Origin of the sequence: Gilliamella sp. CG13 (genome assembly GCF_046635805.1) — a bacterium.
Classification (GTDB): Bacteria; Pseudomonadota; Gammaproteobacteria; order Enterobacterales; family Orbaceae; genus Gilliamella; species Gilliamella apicola_I.
This window is the reverse complement of sequence record NZ_JBIDFM010000001.1, coordinates 378,353-395,795: the sequence shown is the minus strand read 5'-3', so window position 1 is coordinate 395,795 and position 17,443 is coordinate 378,353. Positions and strand designations below refer to the sequence as shown.

Annotated in this window: 15 protein-coding genes; 10 read left to right on the top strand and 5 right to left on the bottom strand. The window is 35.6% G+C overall.

Going from position 1 to position 17,443, the window contains the following annotated elements; translation table 11 throughout:
- Nucleotides 1-38 precede the first annotated feature (38 nt).
- Entirely contained in the window at nucleotides 39-1,226 is a 1,188-nt protein-coding gene (gene manA, locus ACGH6R_RS01800) for a mannose-6-phosphate isomerase, class I (RefSeq protein ID WP_411598723.1), read from the bottom strand.
- A 416-nt stretch (nucleotides 1,227-1,642) separates the two neighbouring features.
- Here manA and prfA point away from each other — a divergent pair, with 416 nt between their 5' ends.
- The 5 genes from prfA to ACGH6R_RS01775 all read left to right on the top strand — a co-directional run bounded on the left by prfA (nucleotide 1,643) and on the right by ACGH6R_RS01775 (nucleotide 9,071).
- Entirely contained in the window at nucleotides 1,643-2,728 is a 1,086-nt protein-coding gene (prfA, locus tag ACGH6R_RS01795) for a peptide chain release factor 1 (RefSeq protein ID WP_267380687.1), read from the top strand.
- The gene (gene prmC / locus ACGH6R_RS01790) at nucleotides 2,725-3,561 is read left to right on the top strand and encodes a peptide chain release factor N(5)-glutamine methyltransferase (RefSeq protein WP_267352541.1); all 837 of its coding nucleotides are present in this window, start codon (nucleotides 2,725-2,727) and stop codon (nucleotides 3,559-3,561) included. The genes prfA and prmC overlap by 4 nt, the downstream gene beginning before the upstream one ends.
- 17 nt (nucleotides 3,562-3,578) lie before the next feature.
- A complete protein-coding gene (gene kdsA, locus ACGH6R_RS01785) occupies nucleotides 3,579-4,433 on the top strand; it encodes a 3-deoxy-8-phosphooctulonate synthase (RefSeq protein WP_324123836.1) in 855 nt (284 codons plus the stop codon).
- A 529-nt stretch (nucleotides 4,434-4,962) separates the two neighbouring features.
- Entirely contained in the window at nucleotides 4,963-6,378 is a 1,416-nt protein-coding gene (locus tag ACGH6R_RS01780; protein ID WP_267352543.1) for an OprD family outer membrane porin, read from the top strand.
- Nucleotides 6,379-6,389: 11 nt separating this feature from the next.
- Nucleotides 6,390-9,071, top strand: a complete 2,682-nt coding sequence (locus ACGH6R_RS01775) for a beta-N-acetylhexosaminidase (protein ID WP_411598722.1) — start codon at nucleotides 6,390-6,392, stop codon at nucleotides 9,069-9,071.
- 76 nt (nucleotides 9,072-9,147) lie between these two features.
- Here the strand turns inward: ACGH6R_RS01775 and rraB are convergent, their stop codons facing one another.
- Nucleotides 9,148-9,546 (bottom strand): ribonuclease E inhibitor RraB, encoded by a 399-nt coding sequence (rraB, locus tag ACGH6R_RS01770; RefSeq protein WP_267352545.1) that lies wholly within the window; start codon nucleotides 9,544-9,546, stop codon nucleotides 9,148-9,150.
- Nucleotides 9,547-9,616: 70 nt separating this feature from the next.
- On the opposite strand from rraB, the gene rnm reads away from it, so the two are divergent.
- The 3 genes from rnm to rluB all read left to right on the top strand — a co-directional run bounded on the left by rnm (nucleotide 9,617) and on the right by rluB (nucleotide 12,332).
- A complete protein-coding gene (gene rnm, locus ACGH6R_RS01765) occupies nucleotides 9,617-10,453 on the top strand; it encodes an RNase RNM (protein ID WP_411598721.1) in 837 nt (278 codons plus the stop codon).
- Nucleotides 10,454-10,557: 104 nt separating this feature from the next.
- Complete coding sequence (locus ACGH6R_RS01760; RefSeq protein ID WP_267352547.1) at nucleotides 10,558-11,181, top strand: L-threonylcarbamoyladenylate synthase; 624 nt, start codon at nucleotides 10,558-10,560, stop codon at nucleotides 11,179-11,181.
- Nucleotides 11,182-11,447: 266 nt separating this feature from the next.
- Nucleotides 11,448-12,332 (top strand): 23S rRNA pseudouridine(2605) synthase RluB, encoded by an 885-nt coding sequence (rluB, locus tag ACGH6R_RS01755; RefSeq protein ID WP_267360285.1) that lies wholly within the window; start codon nucleotides 11,448-11,450, stop codon nucleotides 12,330-12,332.
- A gap of 401 nt (nucleotides 12,333-12,733) precedes the next feature.
- Here the strand turns inward: rluB and pgm are convergent, their stop codons facing one another.
- Both pgm and ACGH6R_RS01745 read right to left on the bottom strand, forming a co-directional pair.
- Nucleotides 12,734-14,371 (bottom strand): phosphoglucomutase (alpha-D-glucose-1,6-bisphosphate-dependent), encoded by a 1,638-nt coding sequence (gene pgm, locus ACGH6R_RS01750; protein WP_411598720.1) that lies wholly within the window; start codon nucleotides 14,369-14,371, stop codon nucleotides 12,734-12,736.
- A gap of 79 nt (nucleotides 14,372-14,450) precedes the next feature.
- Entirely contained in the window at nucleotides 14,451-14,960 is a 510-nt protein-coding gene (locus tag ACGH6R_RS01745; protein WP_065559380.1) for a hypothetical protein, read from the bottom strand.
- A 392-nt stretch (nucleotides 14,961-15,352) separates the two neighbouring features.
- Here ACGH6R_RS01745 and ACGH6R_RS01740 point away from each other — a divergent pair, with 392 nt between their 5' ends.
- Nucleotides 15,353-15,847 carry a glycine zipper 2TM domain-containing protein gene (locus ACGH6R_RS01740; RefSeq protein ID WP_267352550.1) on the top strand — a complete coding sequence of 165 codons (495 nt, stop codon included), beginning with the start codon at nucleotides 15,353-15,355 and terminating at the stop codon, nucleotides 15,845-15,847.
- A gap of 255 nt (nucleotides 15,848-16,102) precedes the next feature.
- Nucleotides 16,103-16,510 (top strand): lactoylglutathione lyase, encoded by a 408-nt coding sequence (gene gloA, locus ACGH6R_RS01735; protein ID WP_267352551.1) that lies wholly within the window; start codon nucleotides 16,103-16,105, stop codon nucleotides 16,508-16,510.
- Between the two features lie 92 nt (nucleotides 16,511-16,602).
- Here gloA and gmk read toward each other — a convergent pair whose 3' ends face one another.
- Nucleotides 16,603-17,253, bottom strand: coding sequence for a guanylate kinase (gmk, locus tag ACGH6R_RS01730; protein WP_411590214.1), 651 nt, complete (start codon nucleotides 17,251-17,253; stop codon nucleotides 16,603-16,605).
- Between the last annotated feature and the right edge of the window lie 190 nt (nucleotides 17,254-17,443).

The window sequence follows — 17,443 nt, the reverse complement described above, 5'->3', positions numbered from 1 at the left end:
TCTTAAAATTTATGCCGTCAATGATTGACGGCTTTTTTTTAATCACTCACTTTTGCAAAACATCCTTTCCCACTATAACTATAATATTTGGCATGATACGCAATAAACACCGATTCACCTTTATTTAAAGTGAGTACTTCATGTTTTGTTGTTAATGTAATAGCGCCATTTGCACAAAATAGGATTTGAGGGCTGTTGACTTTTTCTTTTCTTAATTGAAGATCACTTTGAATGATTTCAAATTTAAAATCATTAACGGGAACAGGAAAATCAATTTTATTATGATTAATTAACGGATTAATTAGCAATTCACTAGCATCAATACTGCTAAAGTTCGTATTCGCTATTAATGCGTCAATATCAATAAACTTATGGGTTAAACCTGCTCTTAAAACATTATCTGAATTTGCCATCACTTCAAAACCGGTTCCCGATAAATAACAATGCGGTGTTTGGGCATGTAAAAACATCGCTTGAGATGGCTTGAGTTCAATCACATTCAAAATTAAAGGCATAAACAAACCAATATCGTTAGAATAATCTTTTACCAGTGTATGAATGGTTAAAAAAGGCTCTTGATTGAAACTTCTAGTACAGGCTAATAATTGATGAATAGCTTGTAATTTTTGGTCTGGAGAAAGATTCAACAAGAATTGAAAAAAGTGTTTCAGTTGTTTTGGATGAGGATTATTTTGTAATTGTGCTAATTCATGGTTAAAGATAGGGATAGTTATTTGCGAAAAAAATGATAATATTTGCTCAATCGGTCGAAACGAATTCATGGCTTTAAATGGCGTGAGTGCATACAATAATTCTGGTTTATGATTGGGATCTTTAAAATTTCGGTTTGGTGAATGAAGATCGATACCTAATTTATTTTCTTTTTCAAACCCTTTTTTTGCATCAGCTTTAGTTGGATGAACCTGAACTGAAAGGGGTTTATTTGCTGCGAGTACTTTGAATAAATAGGGAAGAGTACCGAAAAGTTGATAAGTATTTTTACCCAAAATCTGCAATGGGTTTTGATTGATAAGCGCATTAAGATTTATCTTTTCGCCATTTAAACCGATAATCTTTGAACAACCCAGAGGATGTATACCCATCCATATTTCAGCCATCGGCTTTTGGCTTGGGTTTTTAATACCAAATAAAGTCGTAATACTATCGATACTTCCCCAATCATAATCTTTAATACAATTTTCAAGTTTCCATATCGTTTGCTTCATATTATCAACCTGTAAAAGAGTGAATGTGATGCGAATATTGATATTTAAGCTTATTCCTTCTTAATAAACGTTATTTAACAGTAAAATCTGTGCCTTAAACCGATCATTAAACATATTTTTAGTTATCTTTTCCTGTATTCATAAAAAGTGTTGAATAGAGTAAAGACCTTTTAACAAAGTAACCAATCAACTGAATCATAGTAACGACTAAGCAAATTTTTGAAAAGATTAAAAAGTGATTTTTGTGAAATAAATAACACTTTTTGAATGTCTGTGTTTAAAATAAAATTCTGAGATATTTCACAGCATTATTAATAGTTGCAAGGATGAAAAAGTAGGGAAACTGTATTTTAAAGGCGATTAAGTATATAATGCCCCGCAAATTCATTTATTCACGATTAAAAATAGACTTTTATATGAAACCCTCAATTATCAGTAAGTTAGAAACTTTGCAAGAGCGCTACGAAGAGGTTCAAGCGTTATTGTCTGATGCCTCGGTGATTGCCGATCAAAATCGATTCCGTACTCTTTCTAAAGAATATGCGCAATTAACGGGTGTGGTGAAATGTTTTACAAGTTGGAAGCAGACTCAAGAAGATATTGAAACTGCTAAAATAATGCTTGCCGATCCTGAAATGAGTGAAATGGCTCAAGAAGAGTTAAATGAAGCGTTAAACCGTATCGAAGAGCAAGAAAAACAGTTACAAGTTTTATTATTACCTAAAGATCCCAATGATGATTATAACTGCTTTGTTGAAGTCCGAGCTGGAACAGGTGGAGATGAAGCAGCAATATTCGCTGGCGATCTTGCAAGAATGTATACAAGATATGCAGAATCCCGTCATTGGCGAGTTGAAATTATGAGTGCCAATGAGGGTGAGCATGGTGGCTATAAAGAAGTCATTATGTTAGTCAGTGGCGACGGCGTTTATGGTAACTTAAAATTTGAATCGGGTGGTCATCGTGTGCAGCGTGTACCTGAAACAGAATCGCAAGGTCGTATTCATACATCTGCATGTACGGTTGCGGTGTTACCTGAAATTCCAGAAGCAGAAATGCCTGAAATTAATCCCGCTGACTTAAAAATTGATACTTATCGTTCGTCTGGGGCAGGGGGGCAGCACGTTAATACAACCGATTCAGCTATTCGTATTACGCATATTCCAACAGGAATTGTGGTTGAATGTCAGGATGAACGTTCTCAACATAAAAATAAAGCTAAAGCGATGTCGGTGTTAGCAGCACGAATCCAAGACGCTGAAACCCGAAAACGCCAACAAGAAGAAGCGTCGACCAGACGTAACCTTTTAGGTACAGGTGATCGTTCAGATCGTATTCGAACCTATAACTATCCACAAGGACGAGTAACAGATCATCGTATCAATTTGACGATTTATCGCTTAGATGAAGTTATGGAAGGCAAGTTAGAAATGTTGATTGATCCAATTGTACAAGAATATCAGGCAGACCAGCTTGCTGCATTATCGGAACAAGATGAATGACTTATTTAGAGTGGCTTAAATATGCATCTCAAACTTTAAGTGAAAGTGAAAGTCCCAAGCGTGATGCGGAAATACTATTGAGTTTTGTGACGCACAAAACACGAACATTTTTAATGGCGTTTAGTGAAACTTCATTATCAGACGATGAGTTAACGCGCCTCAATGCATATTTAGCTCGTCGGCAAGCGGGTGAACCGATTGCTTACATTACCGGGGAAAAAGAGTTTTGGTCTTTAAAATTTAATGTGTCGGATTGTACTTTGATTCCAAGACCAGATACCGAAAAATTAGTTGAGCTGGGATTAGAATACCTACCTAAAATTCCCTGTGAAGTTTTAGATCTTGGAACAGGTACAGGAGCCATAGCCATTGCTATGGCAACAGAACGCCGAGACTGTCTTTTTACTGCTGTTGAAAAAAATCGAGATGCGCTAATATTAGCTCAACAAAATGCGACACAAATCGGTGTAAATAATGTTTATTTTTTACAAGGTGATTGGTATAAACCACTCAAAACCCGTAAATTTTCGATGATAACATCCAACCCGCCTTATATTGAGCCAACAGATATTCATCTATCTCAAGGTGATGTTCGTTATGAGCCAAGAACAGCACTTGTGTCAGACGACGATGGACTTGCGGATATAAAGTTAATTGTCAAAGGGGCTACCAAACATCTGAATCAATATGGTTGGTTACTGATCGAGCATGGTTGGAAGCAAGGCTCTGCAGTACAAACGATTTTCAAACAACATGGATTTCAATTAGTTGAAACCTTCACAGACTATAGTGGCAATGATCGAGTGACGCTTGGTCGTTGGTTCAAACCTTAACTAGGAAACAATTTATGATGAAGCAAAAACAAGTAAAAGTCAGGGATATTACGGTCGCAAATGATCTTCCATTTGTGTTATTTGGTGGTATGAATGTGCTTGAATCACGTGATTTGGCAATGAAAATTTGTGAGCACTTTGTGACGGTCACGGATAAACTCAACATCCCTTATATTTTCAAAGCTTCGTTTGATAAAGCGAATCGTTCTTCTGTTCATTCCTATCGTGGCCCTGGTTTGGAAGAAGGTATGAAAATTTTTCAAGAATTAAAACAACAATTTGGCGTAAAAATCATTACTGATGTTCATACCGAACAACAGTGTCAACCCGTTGCCGATGTTGTTGACGTTATTCAATTACCGGCTTTTTTAGCCAGACAAACCGATCTCGTTGTGGCAATGGCGAAGACAGGTGCCGTCATTAACGTTAAAAAACCACAATTTGTTAGTCCCGGACAAATGGGCAATATAGTTGAAAAATTTGAGGAAGCAGGCAATGATCAAATCATTCTTTGTGATCGTGGTAGCTGCTTTGGTTATGATAATTTAGTGGTTGATATGCTTGGCTTTAATATCATGAAAAAAGCCAGCCATGGTTCACCGGTAATTTTTGATGTCACTCATGCCTTACAATGTCGTGATCCTATGGGAGCAGCATCCGGTGGACGTCGTGGACAAGTGACCGAACTTGCTCGTGCAGGCATGGCAGTGGGTATAGCAGGGCTATTTTTAGAATCACATCCTGATCCAAGTCATGCAAAATGTGATGGACCTTCAGCACTTCCATTAGCTAAACTTGAGCCATTTTTAAAACAGATGAAAGCTATTGATGAGTTAGTAAAAAGTTTTGATGAAATTAATACTGAAAATTAAAATTGATTGATGTGATTAAATCCCTATTAATAAATTAAATTTTATCAATAGGGTTTAATCTCAGTATTGGTAATAAGAATTTTTTGATTTTTCTTTTTTCACCTTCCTATATTTTCATTTCTGACAAGCAAATTTATTTAAACATAGGATTTATACATCTGAATGCGTTAAGCGATCGTCTGGGTTAGTTCAAAACTCTATTAATCTTTTCTTATTTTTTAATATAAAAAAAGTTGTGATATTTATCGAAAAATTAGAAAAAAAAAGGGGTGTTTTGGTGATTCGGATCACGATTTAACAACATTTAATTTGATAACCAAAATATGTTTATGCATTATAAAAACACCTTATTCACAGGAGTTTTAGATTAATTTAGTAAATTTAACCAATTGTTTGTACAGAAGATTGACATTAATTTTGTCGTATTTTATTGATTTTAGGTAGAAAATGATTTTTTGATCCATAAAGATAAGTTGTTAACGGACTAATCTGATCGTTGATTTAAAAAAGTCATTTCAAGGAAGCAGATATGAATTTTTATAACCCCCTATTAACCACTCGTTCACTCAGTCGTATCACTAAGCTCATTTTGTCTTGCTCCATTTTAATCAGTGCGTTGCCTGCACAAGCAGAATATACCCATCCCTTTGTTGAGGATGCTTCATTAACCGGTAATGTCTTTTTTTGGAATCGTGATCGGGAAAGAAAGAATGTCACTCAACATAAATATGAGAAAAACCTAAGGCATACTTCTTTCAATACCAATCTGGATTTTAAAACAGGTTATATAGCCGATATGTTTGCTTTAGAATTGGGCGGCTATGGTGCTTGGGAAGTCAGTAATGGTGGTAATGGTCATCCTAATGAAATCGGTTTTAGTGGTGCCAATAATCGTTGGGACGAAAATTGGAAAAAAGATATTAGTGGTCTTAGTTTCTATAAAGCCCAAATGAACTTCAAACTTGATGAACTATTTTGGCTCAAAGCGGGGTATATTCAACCGTCAGGACAAACGTTGCTTGCTCCACACTGGAGTTTATTACCAGGCACTTATCGAGGCGTTGAATTTGGTACAAAGCTTGATTTTGATTCTGCGGGGGTGTTATCTATGTCCTATATGTGGGCAGATAAATATAAAGCACCTTGGTATAAACGACTTTATGAATTTAGACAATGGCAAAAAGGAAGAAAGATCGATTACTTACATTCTGCTGGTTTAAAGTATGATTTTAAAAATAATGTCGTGCTAGAAGGCGCATTTGGTCAATCCCATAACTATATGAATCAGTTTTTTGGTAAAGCGTCTTATCAATTAGATATTTTGGATAACCCGTTAACAATGAGTTATCAATTTTATGGTGCGAAAGATCAGTCTCATAAGGGGGCTAAAGTATATGATGGTTTAGCATGGTTACAAGCTGCGACGTTAGGTTATCAAATGGGGCCAGTAGGGTTACGTCTTGAAGGTGTAGCAGTTAAAGCAGAAGGTGAACAAGGATTCTTCTTACAACGAATGACGCCTGATTATGCTTCCTCAAATGGTCGTTTAGATGTCTGGTGGAATTCACGTTCAGATTTTAATGCCAATGGTGAAAAAGCATTATTTGCAGAAGTTACCTATGATTTAAGTCATCTATCACACTATTTATCTGGTTGGAGAACTGGCGCTTCGTATGCTTATGGCTGGGATGCTAAACCAAGTACTAATAAAGATTTTGATCAAAAAAGACGGTTGATTGAATCAGCTTATAACTTCGATTTAGGTTATACCGTACCACAAGGTTTTGCTAAAAACACCTCTTTCCAGTTACATTATACCAAATATAATAACCACTCAAAAATACCAAGTTGGAGTGAAGGTTATGGCAATATTTTCCAAGATGAACGAGATATCAAATTTATTGTTACCGTTCCATTCACTATATTTAATGCAAAACAAAAATAGGTAATAAAATAATGAAAAAGCTTAAAACTGCAATACTTGCAACCTCGATAGCCTCTTTATTAAGTGTAGGCGTTACACAATCAGCTTATGCAAATCAAAAGACAGTTGATTTAATGAGTGCTCAACTTAATGTTAAATATACTGTTAATGATAATCAGGCGAATGATCATGGTATCAATTGTGCTACTTTAGGTGCGGATTGGGCTGCATGTAATAAAGTGACTATTTCGTTAACAAATAAAGGTTCAGCAATTAATGATAAAGATTGGGCAATTTATTTTAGTAGTATTCGTATGATTTTGTCGGTTGACAATGATCAGTTTAAAATTACACACCTAACAGGCGATCTTCATAAAATTGAGCCGACGGATAAATTTGTTGGTTTTCCTGCTAAAGGCACTATCGAAATTCCTATGATTGGTGAATATTGGATCTTGAGCGAAAGTGATATTATGCCTCGTTGGTATGTGACATCGACCAATGCAACCCCTAAAATTATAGCAAATACCAATACAGATTCTGATAATTTATCGGCATTTGTGTCGCCAATTAATCAACACTGGAAAAGAACGGCTGATGATCATAATATTTTAATGACACCCGTCAATCGTTTTCAATATAATGCCGATATTGAAAACTTATCGGCAGAAACATTACGTGGGCAAATCTTGCCAACACCAAGTAAAATATCCATTGGAAATGAAGATATAACGCTCGATTCGCAAGGGGTAAATTTAGTTTTAAATGGATTAAATCAAGACAGTTTAGCTGTCATACAGACTGAATTTAAAGCATTAAATATCCCAATTACTCAACAAGGCTTTAAAATACAAGCAACAATCGAACCTGAACAATTTTCCCAAAAGCAAGCAGGGGCTTATCAATTAGTAATCAACAAAGACAAAGCAATCATTACAGCTTATGATGAGACTGGAATTTTTTACGCGATCCAATCCATTTTATCGACAATTTATGTCGATCATTCTCATACCATTCCAACACTTAATGTCATTGACTCGCCTCGATTTGAATATCGTGGTGTCATGCTTGATATTGGCCGTAATTTTAAATCTAAACAGGCCATTTTGCGTTTATTAGATCAAATGGCAAAATATAAAATGAATAAATTTCATTTTCATTTAAGTGATGATGAAGGTTGGCGAATTGAGATTCCAGGATTACCAGAACTCACCGAAATTGGTAGTAAACGTTGCCATGATCTTACTGAACAAACTTGTTTACTTCCTCAATTAGGATCTGGCCCTGACAGTAATACATCTGGCTCGGGATATTTAAGTCGTCAAGACTATATTGAAATTATTAAATACGCTAAAGCACGGTTTATTGAGGTCATCCCAGAGATTGATATGCCTGCGCATGCTAGAGCGGCGATTGTCTCTATGGAAGCACGTTATAACCGTTTAATGAAAGAAGGCAAAGCACAGCAAGCGAACGAATTTCGTTTAGTTGACCCAACGGATACTTCTAACACGACAACTGTTCAATTTTATAACCGATTGAGCTATTTAAACCCTTGTCTTGACTCGTCTAAACGGTTTGTAAATAAGATTATTGATGAAATAGCTAGCATGCACATCGAAGCAGGCCAACCTTTGACAACTTGGCATTTTGGTGGTGATGAAGCTAAAAATATCCATTTAGGATCTGGCTACCAAGATTTACAGCTTAAAGAAAAAGTTGCTTTTAAAGGTATTATCGATCAAAGCAATGAAGACCATCCATGGGCTAAATCACAAGCATGCCAAGCTTTTATATCTAAAGGTATTGTCAAACAAATTGAACATCTACCAAGTTATTTTGCTGAGCAGGTTAGTACTATCATTAAGGAACATGGTATTGACCATATGCAGGCTTGGCAAGACGGCATGAAACATGCTGACAGTGCTAAATCTTTTGCTGTTGATAAAGTCACAGTGAATTTTTGGGATACTCTTTATTGGGGTGGGGCTGACTCAGTCAATGAATGGGCAAATAAAGGCTATCAAGTCATTATTTCGAATCCGGATTATGTCTATTTAGATATGCCATACGAAGTCAATCCTAAAGAAAGCGGTTATTATTGGGCTACACGTTACAATGATGAACGTAAAATATTTACTTTTGCGCCTGATAACTTACCTCAAAATGCTGAAACATCGTTAGACCGCGACGGCAATCCATTTACCGCTAAAGGTACACTTAATTGGTCGGGCGCTTACGGATTATCTGCGCAAATTTGGACAGAAGATATTCGTAGCGATAATAAAATGGAATATATGGCATTTCCTCGTTTGCTAGCGGTGGCAGAAAGAGCGTGGCACCAAGCCGATTGGGAACTTAGTTATCAAAAAGATCGTGAATTCATACAAGGGAAAACACAGTATGTGGATCAACAAAAATTACGGCAAGATTGGGTACGTTTTGCTAACTTAGTTGGTCAGCGAGAATTAGCGAAATTGGATTTAATGGGAATAGATTATCGATTACCTATCCCAGGGGCTAAAATTGAGAACAATCAGCTCAATGCTAATATTGTTTTTCCGGGATTAATTATAGAATATTCGAAGGATAATGGTAAAAATTGGCATCGCTATACTGATCCCGTGACAATTAAAAAAGGTGATGTTGTATCAGTACGTAGTCTTTCAGCTGATCGAAAAAGAATAAGTCGTATTGAGCAAGTTAACGAGTAATCGAAACAGTTTACCATTTTTATCCAATCACCATTGGATAAGAATGGTAAATAATTAGTTCAATGTTTCTAGGCTATTAATGTAACGTTTCATTGTCAAAAACGCTATCATCTAAAATATCGTCACTTCCGTCTTCAAAATAAGTGCCCCAACCGTCATAATTCACATTAAATTGGTGCGCCAACGTCATAATTTGGGCAATTTGTGCATTGATTAAATCAGCACTGAGGGGGCTTTCAGCGATGATATCAAAACCAATAATAACATTACCAGAATCATCGACATCTTCATCAGGATCTGTTGCTTCATAACCTAATTTATAGGCTTCTACTGCAACTTTTTCAAGTTTATCAAAGTTTTCTGAAGAAATATGATGTTCTATCAAATACAGCGCATGGGGATCACTCCCATCTTCTAAAAGTTCATCAATAATTGATTGAGTATCTTGTTGGGCAAGCAGAATTTGATCTTTCATAATATACCTTTTAGTGGTCACGCAAATTGTGTGGTATATTACACGTTTAAAAATAATTTTCGAGAAAAAAGTGATCGTAGATTTGCATTCTCATACTATAGCCTCTGATGGTGTTCTATCACCAAGCGAGCTGGTTAAACGTGCTGTCGATAACCAAATTGACATATTAGCGATAACGGATCACGATACCATAAAAGGAATTCCTGAAGCGCAAAAGTTGATCTTAACTGAAAATCTTCCGGTTAAACTGGTGAGTGGAGTTGAAATATCAACCGTTTGGAAAAATAATGAAATTCATATTGTTGGATTGAATATTGATATTAAAAATCAACAATTATTAACATTGCTTCAAGCTCAAGAACAAGGTCGGATTGATCGCGCAATGGCAATTAGCTATAAATTGGGCAAGTTACATATTGATGATGCTTATGAACAAGCAAAGACTTTTTCAAAGGGGGATATTGTGTCTCGTGCACACTTTGCTCGATTTCTTGTTGCTCAAGGTTTGGTCAAAGATGTGAAAACGGCATTTAAAAAATATCTTGGAAAAAGTGGATATGCTTATGTACCAGCAAAATGGTGTAGTATTGAAGAGGCAATAACGGCGATTCATGTGGCAGGTGGACTTGCAGTATTAGCGCATCCGACTCGTTATGATTTAACTGGCACTAAATTAAAATTATTAATTAATGATTTCAAAACTTGGGGTGGTGATGCCATTGAAGTTTCGCAAAGCCGACAAACACAAGATGACTTACAGCGATTAGCTAAATTAGCCAACGAATTTGAACTGCTTGCTTCGCAAGGTTCGGATTTTCATGATCTGGTTAACTATTTAGATTTAGGAAAAACGCCCCCTTTGCCAGGCAGTGTCACACCGATTTGGCATAATTGGAAACTAAATTAATATGGACTAAAATTGCTTTAAGTTAACATGCTATCAACCTTCATGATAGCCAATCTGACATTGTAAAAAGTGTTTTAAATTTAATATTAATATAGAAGAACATTATGAGCCAAACTTTTTATATTCATCCGGACAATCCTCAAAATCGATTATTAGAACAAGTTGTTAAAATCTTAAAAGAGGGTGGCGTTATCGCTTTTCCTACTGATTCCGGTTATTCATTAGGTTGCTTGCTTGATAATAAAAATGGTGTTGAGCGTATTTGTAAAATACGACAGCTTGATAAATATCATAATTTTACGTTGATGTGTCGAGATTTATCGGAATTATCTTCCTATGCAATGGTCGATAATATTACGTTTCGACTGTTAAAAAATAATACGCCCGGTAAATACGTTTTTATTCTACCTGCAAGTAAAGAAGTACCACGTCGCTTGATGAATGACAAGCGAAAAACCATAGGGTTGCGTATACCGGACAACAAAATTGATTTAGCGTTACTGGATTTATTAGGGCAACCATTGATGACCACAACGTTAATTTTACCAAATGAAGAGGAAGCGCAATCCGATCCGGATGAAATTGAGGATAGAATTGGACATCTACTTGATGCAGTTGTCCATGGTGGTTATATAGGTCAACAACCTACAACCGTTATTGATTTAACAAATGATTACCCTGATATTATTCGTCAAGGAAGTGGTGATATAAAACCTTTTGAATCGTGATCAAATATTTCAAGAGCTCACTATTAAAAGCATCTGGATTATATAATTATGGTAGCTATTTATTGGGTGTTTTTGGAATATTGAAGTTCAAATTATGGATAATCTAATGATTTTGTTTGGTAAACACTATCCATTTTTAAGTTAGTCAAGCTGAGCACTATCGTATTAATTGTAATGCTAGTAAAGCAATATGAGTAAATCGTCGTTTTTCACAAAACGAACAAAGATATGGTTAATCTGATACCTGTGAAGGTAGCGAGGAAAATATGAAAAAAGTAAATGACAATACTGAAAAGTTGCAAAAAGTGTTAGCTAATTTAGGTAATGGCTCACGTCGTGAAATTGAGGCGATGATAGCCGCAGGAAAAATTAGCGTTGACGGAAAAATTGCAACATTAGGTGATAGGGTTGATGTAAATGCTAACCCTAAAATTCGAATTAATGGACACTTAGTTCAGCTAAGAAGTAAAGAAAAAACGGTTTGTCGTGTATTAGCCTATTACAAACCTGAAGGGGAAATCTGTTCGCGAAGCGATCCTCAAGGGCGAGCAACGGTTTTTGCTCGATTACCGCGTTTAAAAAATGCCCGTTGGATTAATATTGGACGATTGGATATTAATACTTCCGGTTTACTCCTTTTTACCACAGATGGTGAATTGGCTAATCGATTAATGCATCCTCGTCATGAAATAGAACGTGAATATGCGGTACGTGTATTTGGAAATGTGACTGATCAGCAAGTTAATCAATTACGCAAAGGGGTGCAACTTGAAGATGGCCCAGCTTCTTTTAAATCTGTAAAAGCGCAAGGTGGTGATGGTTTAAATCAGTGGTTTAATGTCGTCATAACTGAAGGGCGTAACCGTGAAGTGCGACGAATGTGGGAAGCGATTGATGTTCAAGTAAGCCGTTTGCTGCGTATTCGTTATGGCAATATAACCTTGCCTAAAGGTTTATCACGAGGAACTTGGATGGAGTTAAGTATTGATTCGGTTAATTATCTACGTGATATTGTCGGATTAGCAAAAGAATCCAAATCATTCATTGACGCCAAAACGGATAAACGTAGTTTCAGACCAAAAAGAACTAAACTTAACAACTTGTCAAAATCATCAAGACAAGCCACAGCCAAAAAACCAACACGAATCTAAAAACTAAATCACATCCTCAATAAAAAACATCAATTTATTGGGGATATGATGACATCTATCCAATTTTTCTTACATAGACAGTAAACCAATTATCATTAACTACATTGATTAAGTTGATAAACTTAATTTTAATTTATAAATTATTTGGTCACTCAATTGTGGTTTAGACCTTGTTATTGTTGTTGTAGATTTTCCAAATTTAGACTTAAATAACTTGAAATTAACAAATATAAATAAAGTAAAATGACTACGAAAACATTAACCGTCAAATGTTCACAATGAAGGTGTATTAAGCATATTTCATTAAGCTATGTACAATTACCTAGAAAAAAAAACAATAAAAATATTTTTCGTACATTCATAATTAAAAGCCGACATAACGTCGGCTTTGTTCATTTCAATTACTTAATGGCATTAGCAACAATTTGTTGTGCTTCTTCTTGAAGTAAGGCTAAATGCTGATTGCTGATAAAACTTTCCGCATAAATTTTATACGCATCTTCGGTGCCAGAAGGTCGGGCTGCAAACCAGCCATTTTCAGTGATAACTTTCAATCCACCAATAGGAGCATGATTAGCTGGCGCAGAGGTTAAACATTGGGTAATTTTTTCACCCGCAAGGTGATCGGTTGTCAGTTGGCTTGCATCAAGTTTGGCTAGTTTTTGTTTTTCAGCAAATGATGCGGGTGCCTGGATTCTGCCATAATAAGAAACGCCAAATTTATCCTCAAGTTGTTGATATTGTTCTTGAGGGTTTTTGCCTATTTTGGCGGTCATTTCTGCTGCCAGTAGACATAAAATAATCCCATCTTTATCGGTTGACCAAACTTTACCATTCGTTCGTAAAAATGATGCGCCTGCACTTTCTTCACCGGCAAAACCTAATTGACCATCATAAAGTCCTTGGGCATACCATTTAAAACCGACAGGGTATTCTAAAAATTTTCGGTTTAGACTGTTTGCAACGCGATCTATCATTGAACTTGTCACCACTGTTTTGCCAATGGCAACATCTTTATGCCACTCTGGACGGTGCTGAAATAAATAATTTACACAAGCTGAAAGATAAGCGTTTGGGTTCATTAATCCTTTTGGCGTAACAATCCCATGGCGATCAAAATCGGTGTCATTACCGAATGCTAGATCAAACTTGTCTTTTAAATTTAACAAACCATCCATTGCCCAGCGGCTGGAACAATCCATTCTTATCACTTCGTCGTGATCTAAATGCATAAAACTAAAGGTAGGATCAATTTTGTTATTTACAATATCAAGATTCAGACCATACTTTTCAGCAATTCGGGGCCAATAGGTAATACCTGCGCCACCTAATGGATCAACGCCTATTTTAAGCGATGAAGATTTAATCAATGCAAGATCAACAATGTTTTCCAGATCGTTAATATAATCAGTCTCATATTCTTTGGTATGAATAAATTGTGAATGAGTGGCTTTGTCTAATGAGACCCTTTTCACACCGTCTAATTGCTGTTTAAGGAGTTCATTTGCTCGATGTTCGATTTGTTTAGTGATGTCAGTATCAGCAGGGCCACCATTTGTTGGATTATATTTAATTCCACCATCTTCTGGGGGATTATGGGAAGGAGTAATGACAATACCATCAGCAAGCTGTGATTTTTTATCTTGATTATACGTTAAAATTGCATGTGAAATAACTGGAGTAGGGGTATATCCCCAATCATGTGCAATAACAACAGTCTGTTCGTTAGCAACGAACACTTCAAGCACTGATTTGAGCGCTAATTCAGATAAAGCATGCGTATCTTGACCAATAAAACAAGGACCAGTGATACCATGGGATTTACGGTATTCGGCAATAGCTTGAGCGATAGCGAGTATATGGGCTTCATTGAATGTGCCTTTATTTGAACTACCTCGATGTCCTGAAGTGCCGAAAATCACCAATTGGCTGATATTATCGGTATCGGGTTTAATTTGAAAATAGTTATCTTGTAAGGTTTCCACATTGATTAGATCAGAAGGTTTAGCTAATAATCCCGCTCGGCTATGGTTTGCCATTTTTCGCTCCTCTACATAATTTTTAATCATTTGATAATGGTTACAGCGCTTTTCTGATTAATATGTGACCACAGAAATTTTATTTCACTGATGTTGAAAACACATCTTTAATTTGGTTAATCGTATTTTCTGAAATCCCCATGTCGCTCATGATTGATTCAATGATATAAATTTTTCTTGCCGTATTGGTATTACTGATTACCCAATAAGGTGTGCCAATAATTTCACGAGGTTTAGTATTTTTACCCGAAATCTCTAAAGATTTTTTATCTTTGGCTAGATATTGGCGTTTACTACCATGAAGCGATGTCGCCGCAATGGCAAAAAGTGCTGGATTATAGTTATAAAGCGCAGCGAGTAATAATAAAAAACGACTGATAATCGATTTTTCATTCGTAAAGGTATCGCTGGTTAACAAATCATTGAACATCGAGTAATGACTTTCTAAATGAACTTTGGCGTTTGAGTTAACAGGATCCGCTTCTATTTTTAACAAACGTCGCAATATACTTGATGCATCTTCACCGATGTGTTTTGTTTGCCCTGCAATAAATTTATATAATTCGTCGTCAATTTCGATAGTTTTCATTATGTTAATTATGCCTATTAGATTATCTTACTGGACACCCTTGTACAGCAATATTGTCAATTTTATGTAAGTTTTGTGTTACGCTATTATTTAAACAATCATTATGAACCTCATCTTGCGGCTTAATGTTTGTTATTACGTCATTTTTTTGTTGTTGATATGAATTATGACAGGCCGATATCATAACTGATAATAATAATTGAAAAAATAACCGTTTCATATACTTATTGTATGTCATATAAACTATTAACTTGAGTATACTCCAACTTAAATGTAAATTGTATTATCTATTGATAAAATAATGAAAAAGATATTGTTGTTATTGTAAAAGAATATTATGCTTAATCTGACAAAAAAAGTATAACTTCAATAATATATATGGGGAATCAAATATGAAAAAAATTGTTTTAACAAGTATCATAGTTGCTATCCTTTCGGGATGTAGTAATAGTGATATCTATTCTGGCGATGTTTATACAACCGATCAAGCAAAACAAGTTCAACAAGTAAGTTATGGCACTGTTGTTTCAGTAAGACCAGTTAAAATTCAAACAAATGCATCTAATGGACGAAGTGAAAATGTGGTAGGTTCATTAGGTGGTGCTGTGATTGGTGGTGTACTTGGTAACACCATTGGTGATGGAGCCGGTAGAGCTTTAGCCGTTGCAACAGGTGCGATTGGTGGTGCGTTAATTGGTAACACAATCGAGGATAAAGCAAGCCAATCAAATGCGGTTGAATTAGAAATTAAGCAAGCAAATGGTGCAAATATTGTGATTGTGCAAAAAGGCACAACCAAAGAGTTTTATGTTGGTCAACAAGTTAGATTAGTGAGTAATGGAAGGCAGATAAGTGCTTCTCCTCGTTATACTACTTCAACACAATAGTTGTCATTAAAAGTTACTAACCCATTTATTATTAGTTTACATTCCAAGACTTTTGTTTATACCTTGTATAAATAAAAGTCTTTCTATCTATTTTATATGAAAGCGATTTCATACTCTACTTCATCTAAACTACTAAACGTTTTATCACGCGGTTGATAATGTTTTGCCTGCTATGACATCAAAAAAATTTGCGTCACTAAATATGAACATATAAACTCAATATTAATTTCACTAATAAAAAGGAATATTTTAGCAATGCGCATTTTACATACGATGATACGTGTAGGAGACTTACAACGTTCTATTGATTTTTATACTCAAGTTATGGGAATGAAAGTATTAAGAACAAGTGAAAATACAGAATACAAATATTCGTTAGCTTTCGTCGGTTATGATGATGAATCTGTCAGTTCCGTTATTGAGCTAACGTATAACTGGGGAACGCAAGAGTATGACCATGGTAATGCATTTGGTCATATTGCTATTGGTGTTGATGATGTCGCCAAAATGTGTGAAGACGTTAAACTTGCTGGTGGTAACGTAACCCGTGAAGCTGGTCCCGTGAAAGGTGGAACGACCATTATAGCCTTTGTTGAAGATCCTGACGGTTATAAGATAGAACTTATTCAGAATGATCAGGCTGATCAAGGACTAGGTAATTAACGCTAACGCTTTTATATATCGCCGATAACATCGGCGATATGTGTATTAAATAAGTATGAAATGATTAGTACTCAACTATATCAGCATGATTATTAATTATTGTGCGTTAAAAGTTTTGTGAAGAATGATTGATGAATGACTTCTTGTTTATCACGCTCTAAACTTGCTGCAATAATGATAGAATTAAGGGCGTTTAATGAAGTGTTAAAATCATCATTAATAATCACATAGTCATATTCATGATAATGTGAAATTTCAGCTTGTGCTTTTGCCATTCTTTTACGAATAACTTGTTCGGTATCTTGTCCTCGCTTAATAAGACGATGTTCAAGTTCTGCTAACGAGGGCGGTAAGATAAAAATACTTTTGGATTGTGGCATTTTTTCTCTAACTTGCTGTGCACCTTGCCAATCAATATCTAAAAATACGTTAACTCCTTGTAATAAGCTCTGCTCAATTTCTGCTTTCGAAGTACCATAATAGTGATCAAATACGTTTGCATATTCGACAAATGCCTGCTGACTAATCAATGACTCAAAATGGTCATGATCCACAAAATAATAATCTTCACCATGTTCTTCGCCTGGTCTTGGCGCTCGGGTGGTATGCGAAATTGAAACTTTTGCCGGATACTGATTTTTTTGCTCTAAATAAGCCCGAATCAAACTTGACTTTCCTGCTCCACTCGGAGCCGAAATAATAAAAAGTGTACCCGTATACTGGTTTGATATGTTATTTTTCATATAAAATCGATTTTGATTATCTTAAAAAACAATTTAAAGGATTATAACAAATTTACAGGCGGAGTGGTGCATAGTCGAACTATTTATCTTAATAATTACTATTAACCCGATCAAACTACATTACTGAGTGTAATTACGTTAATGTGATCCTTGTTAAAATAAGTGAATATTTTGCCTAGACTGAAAACGC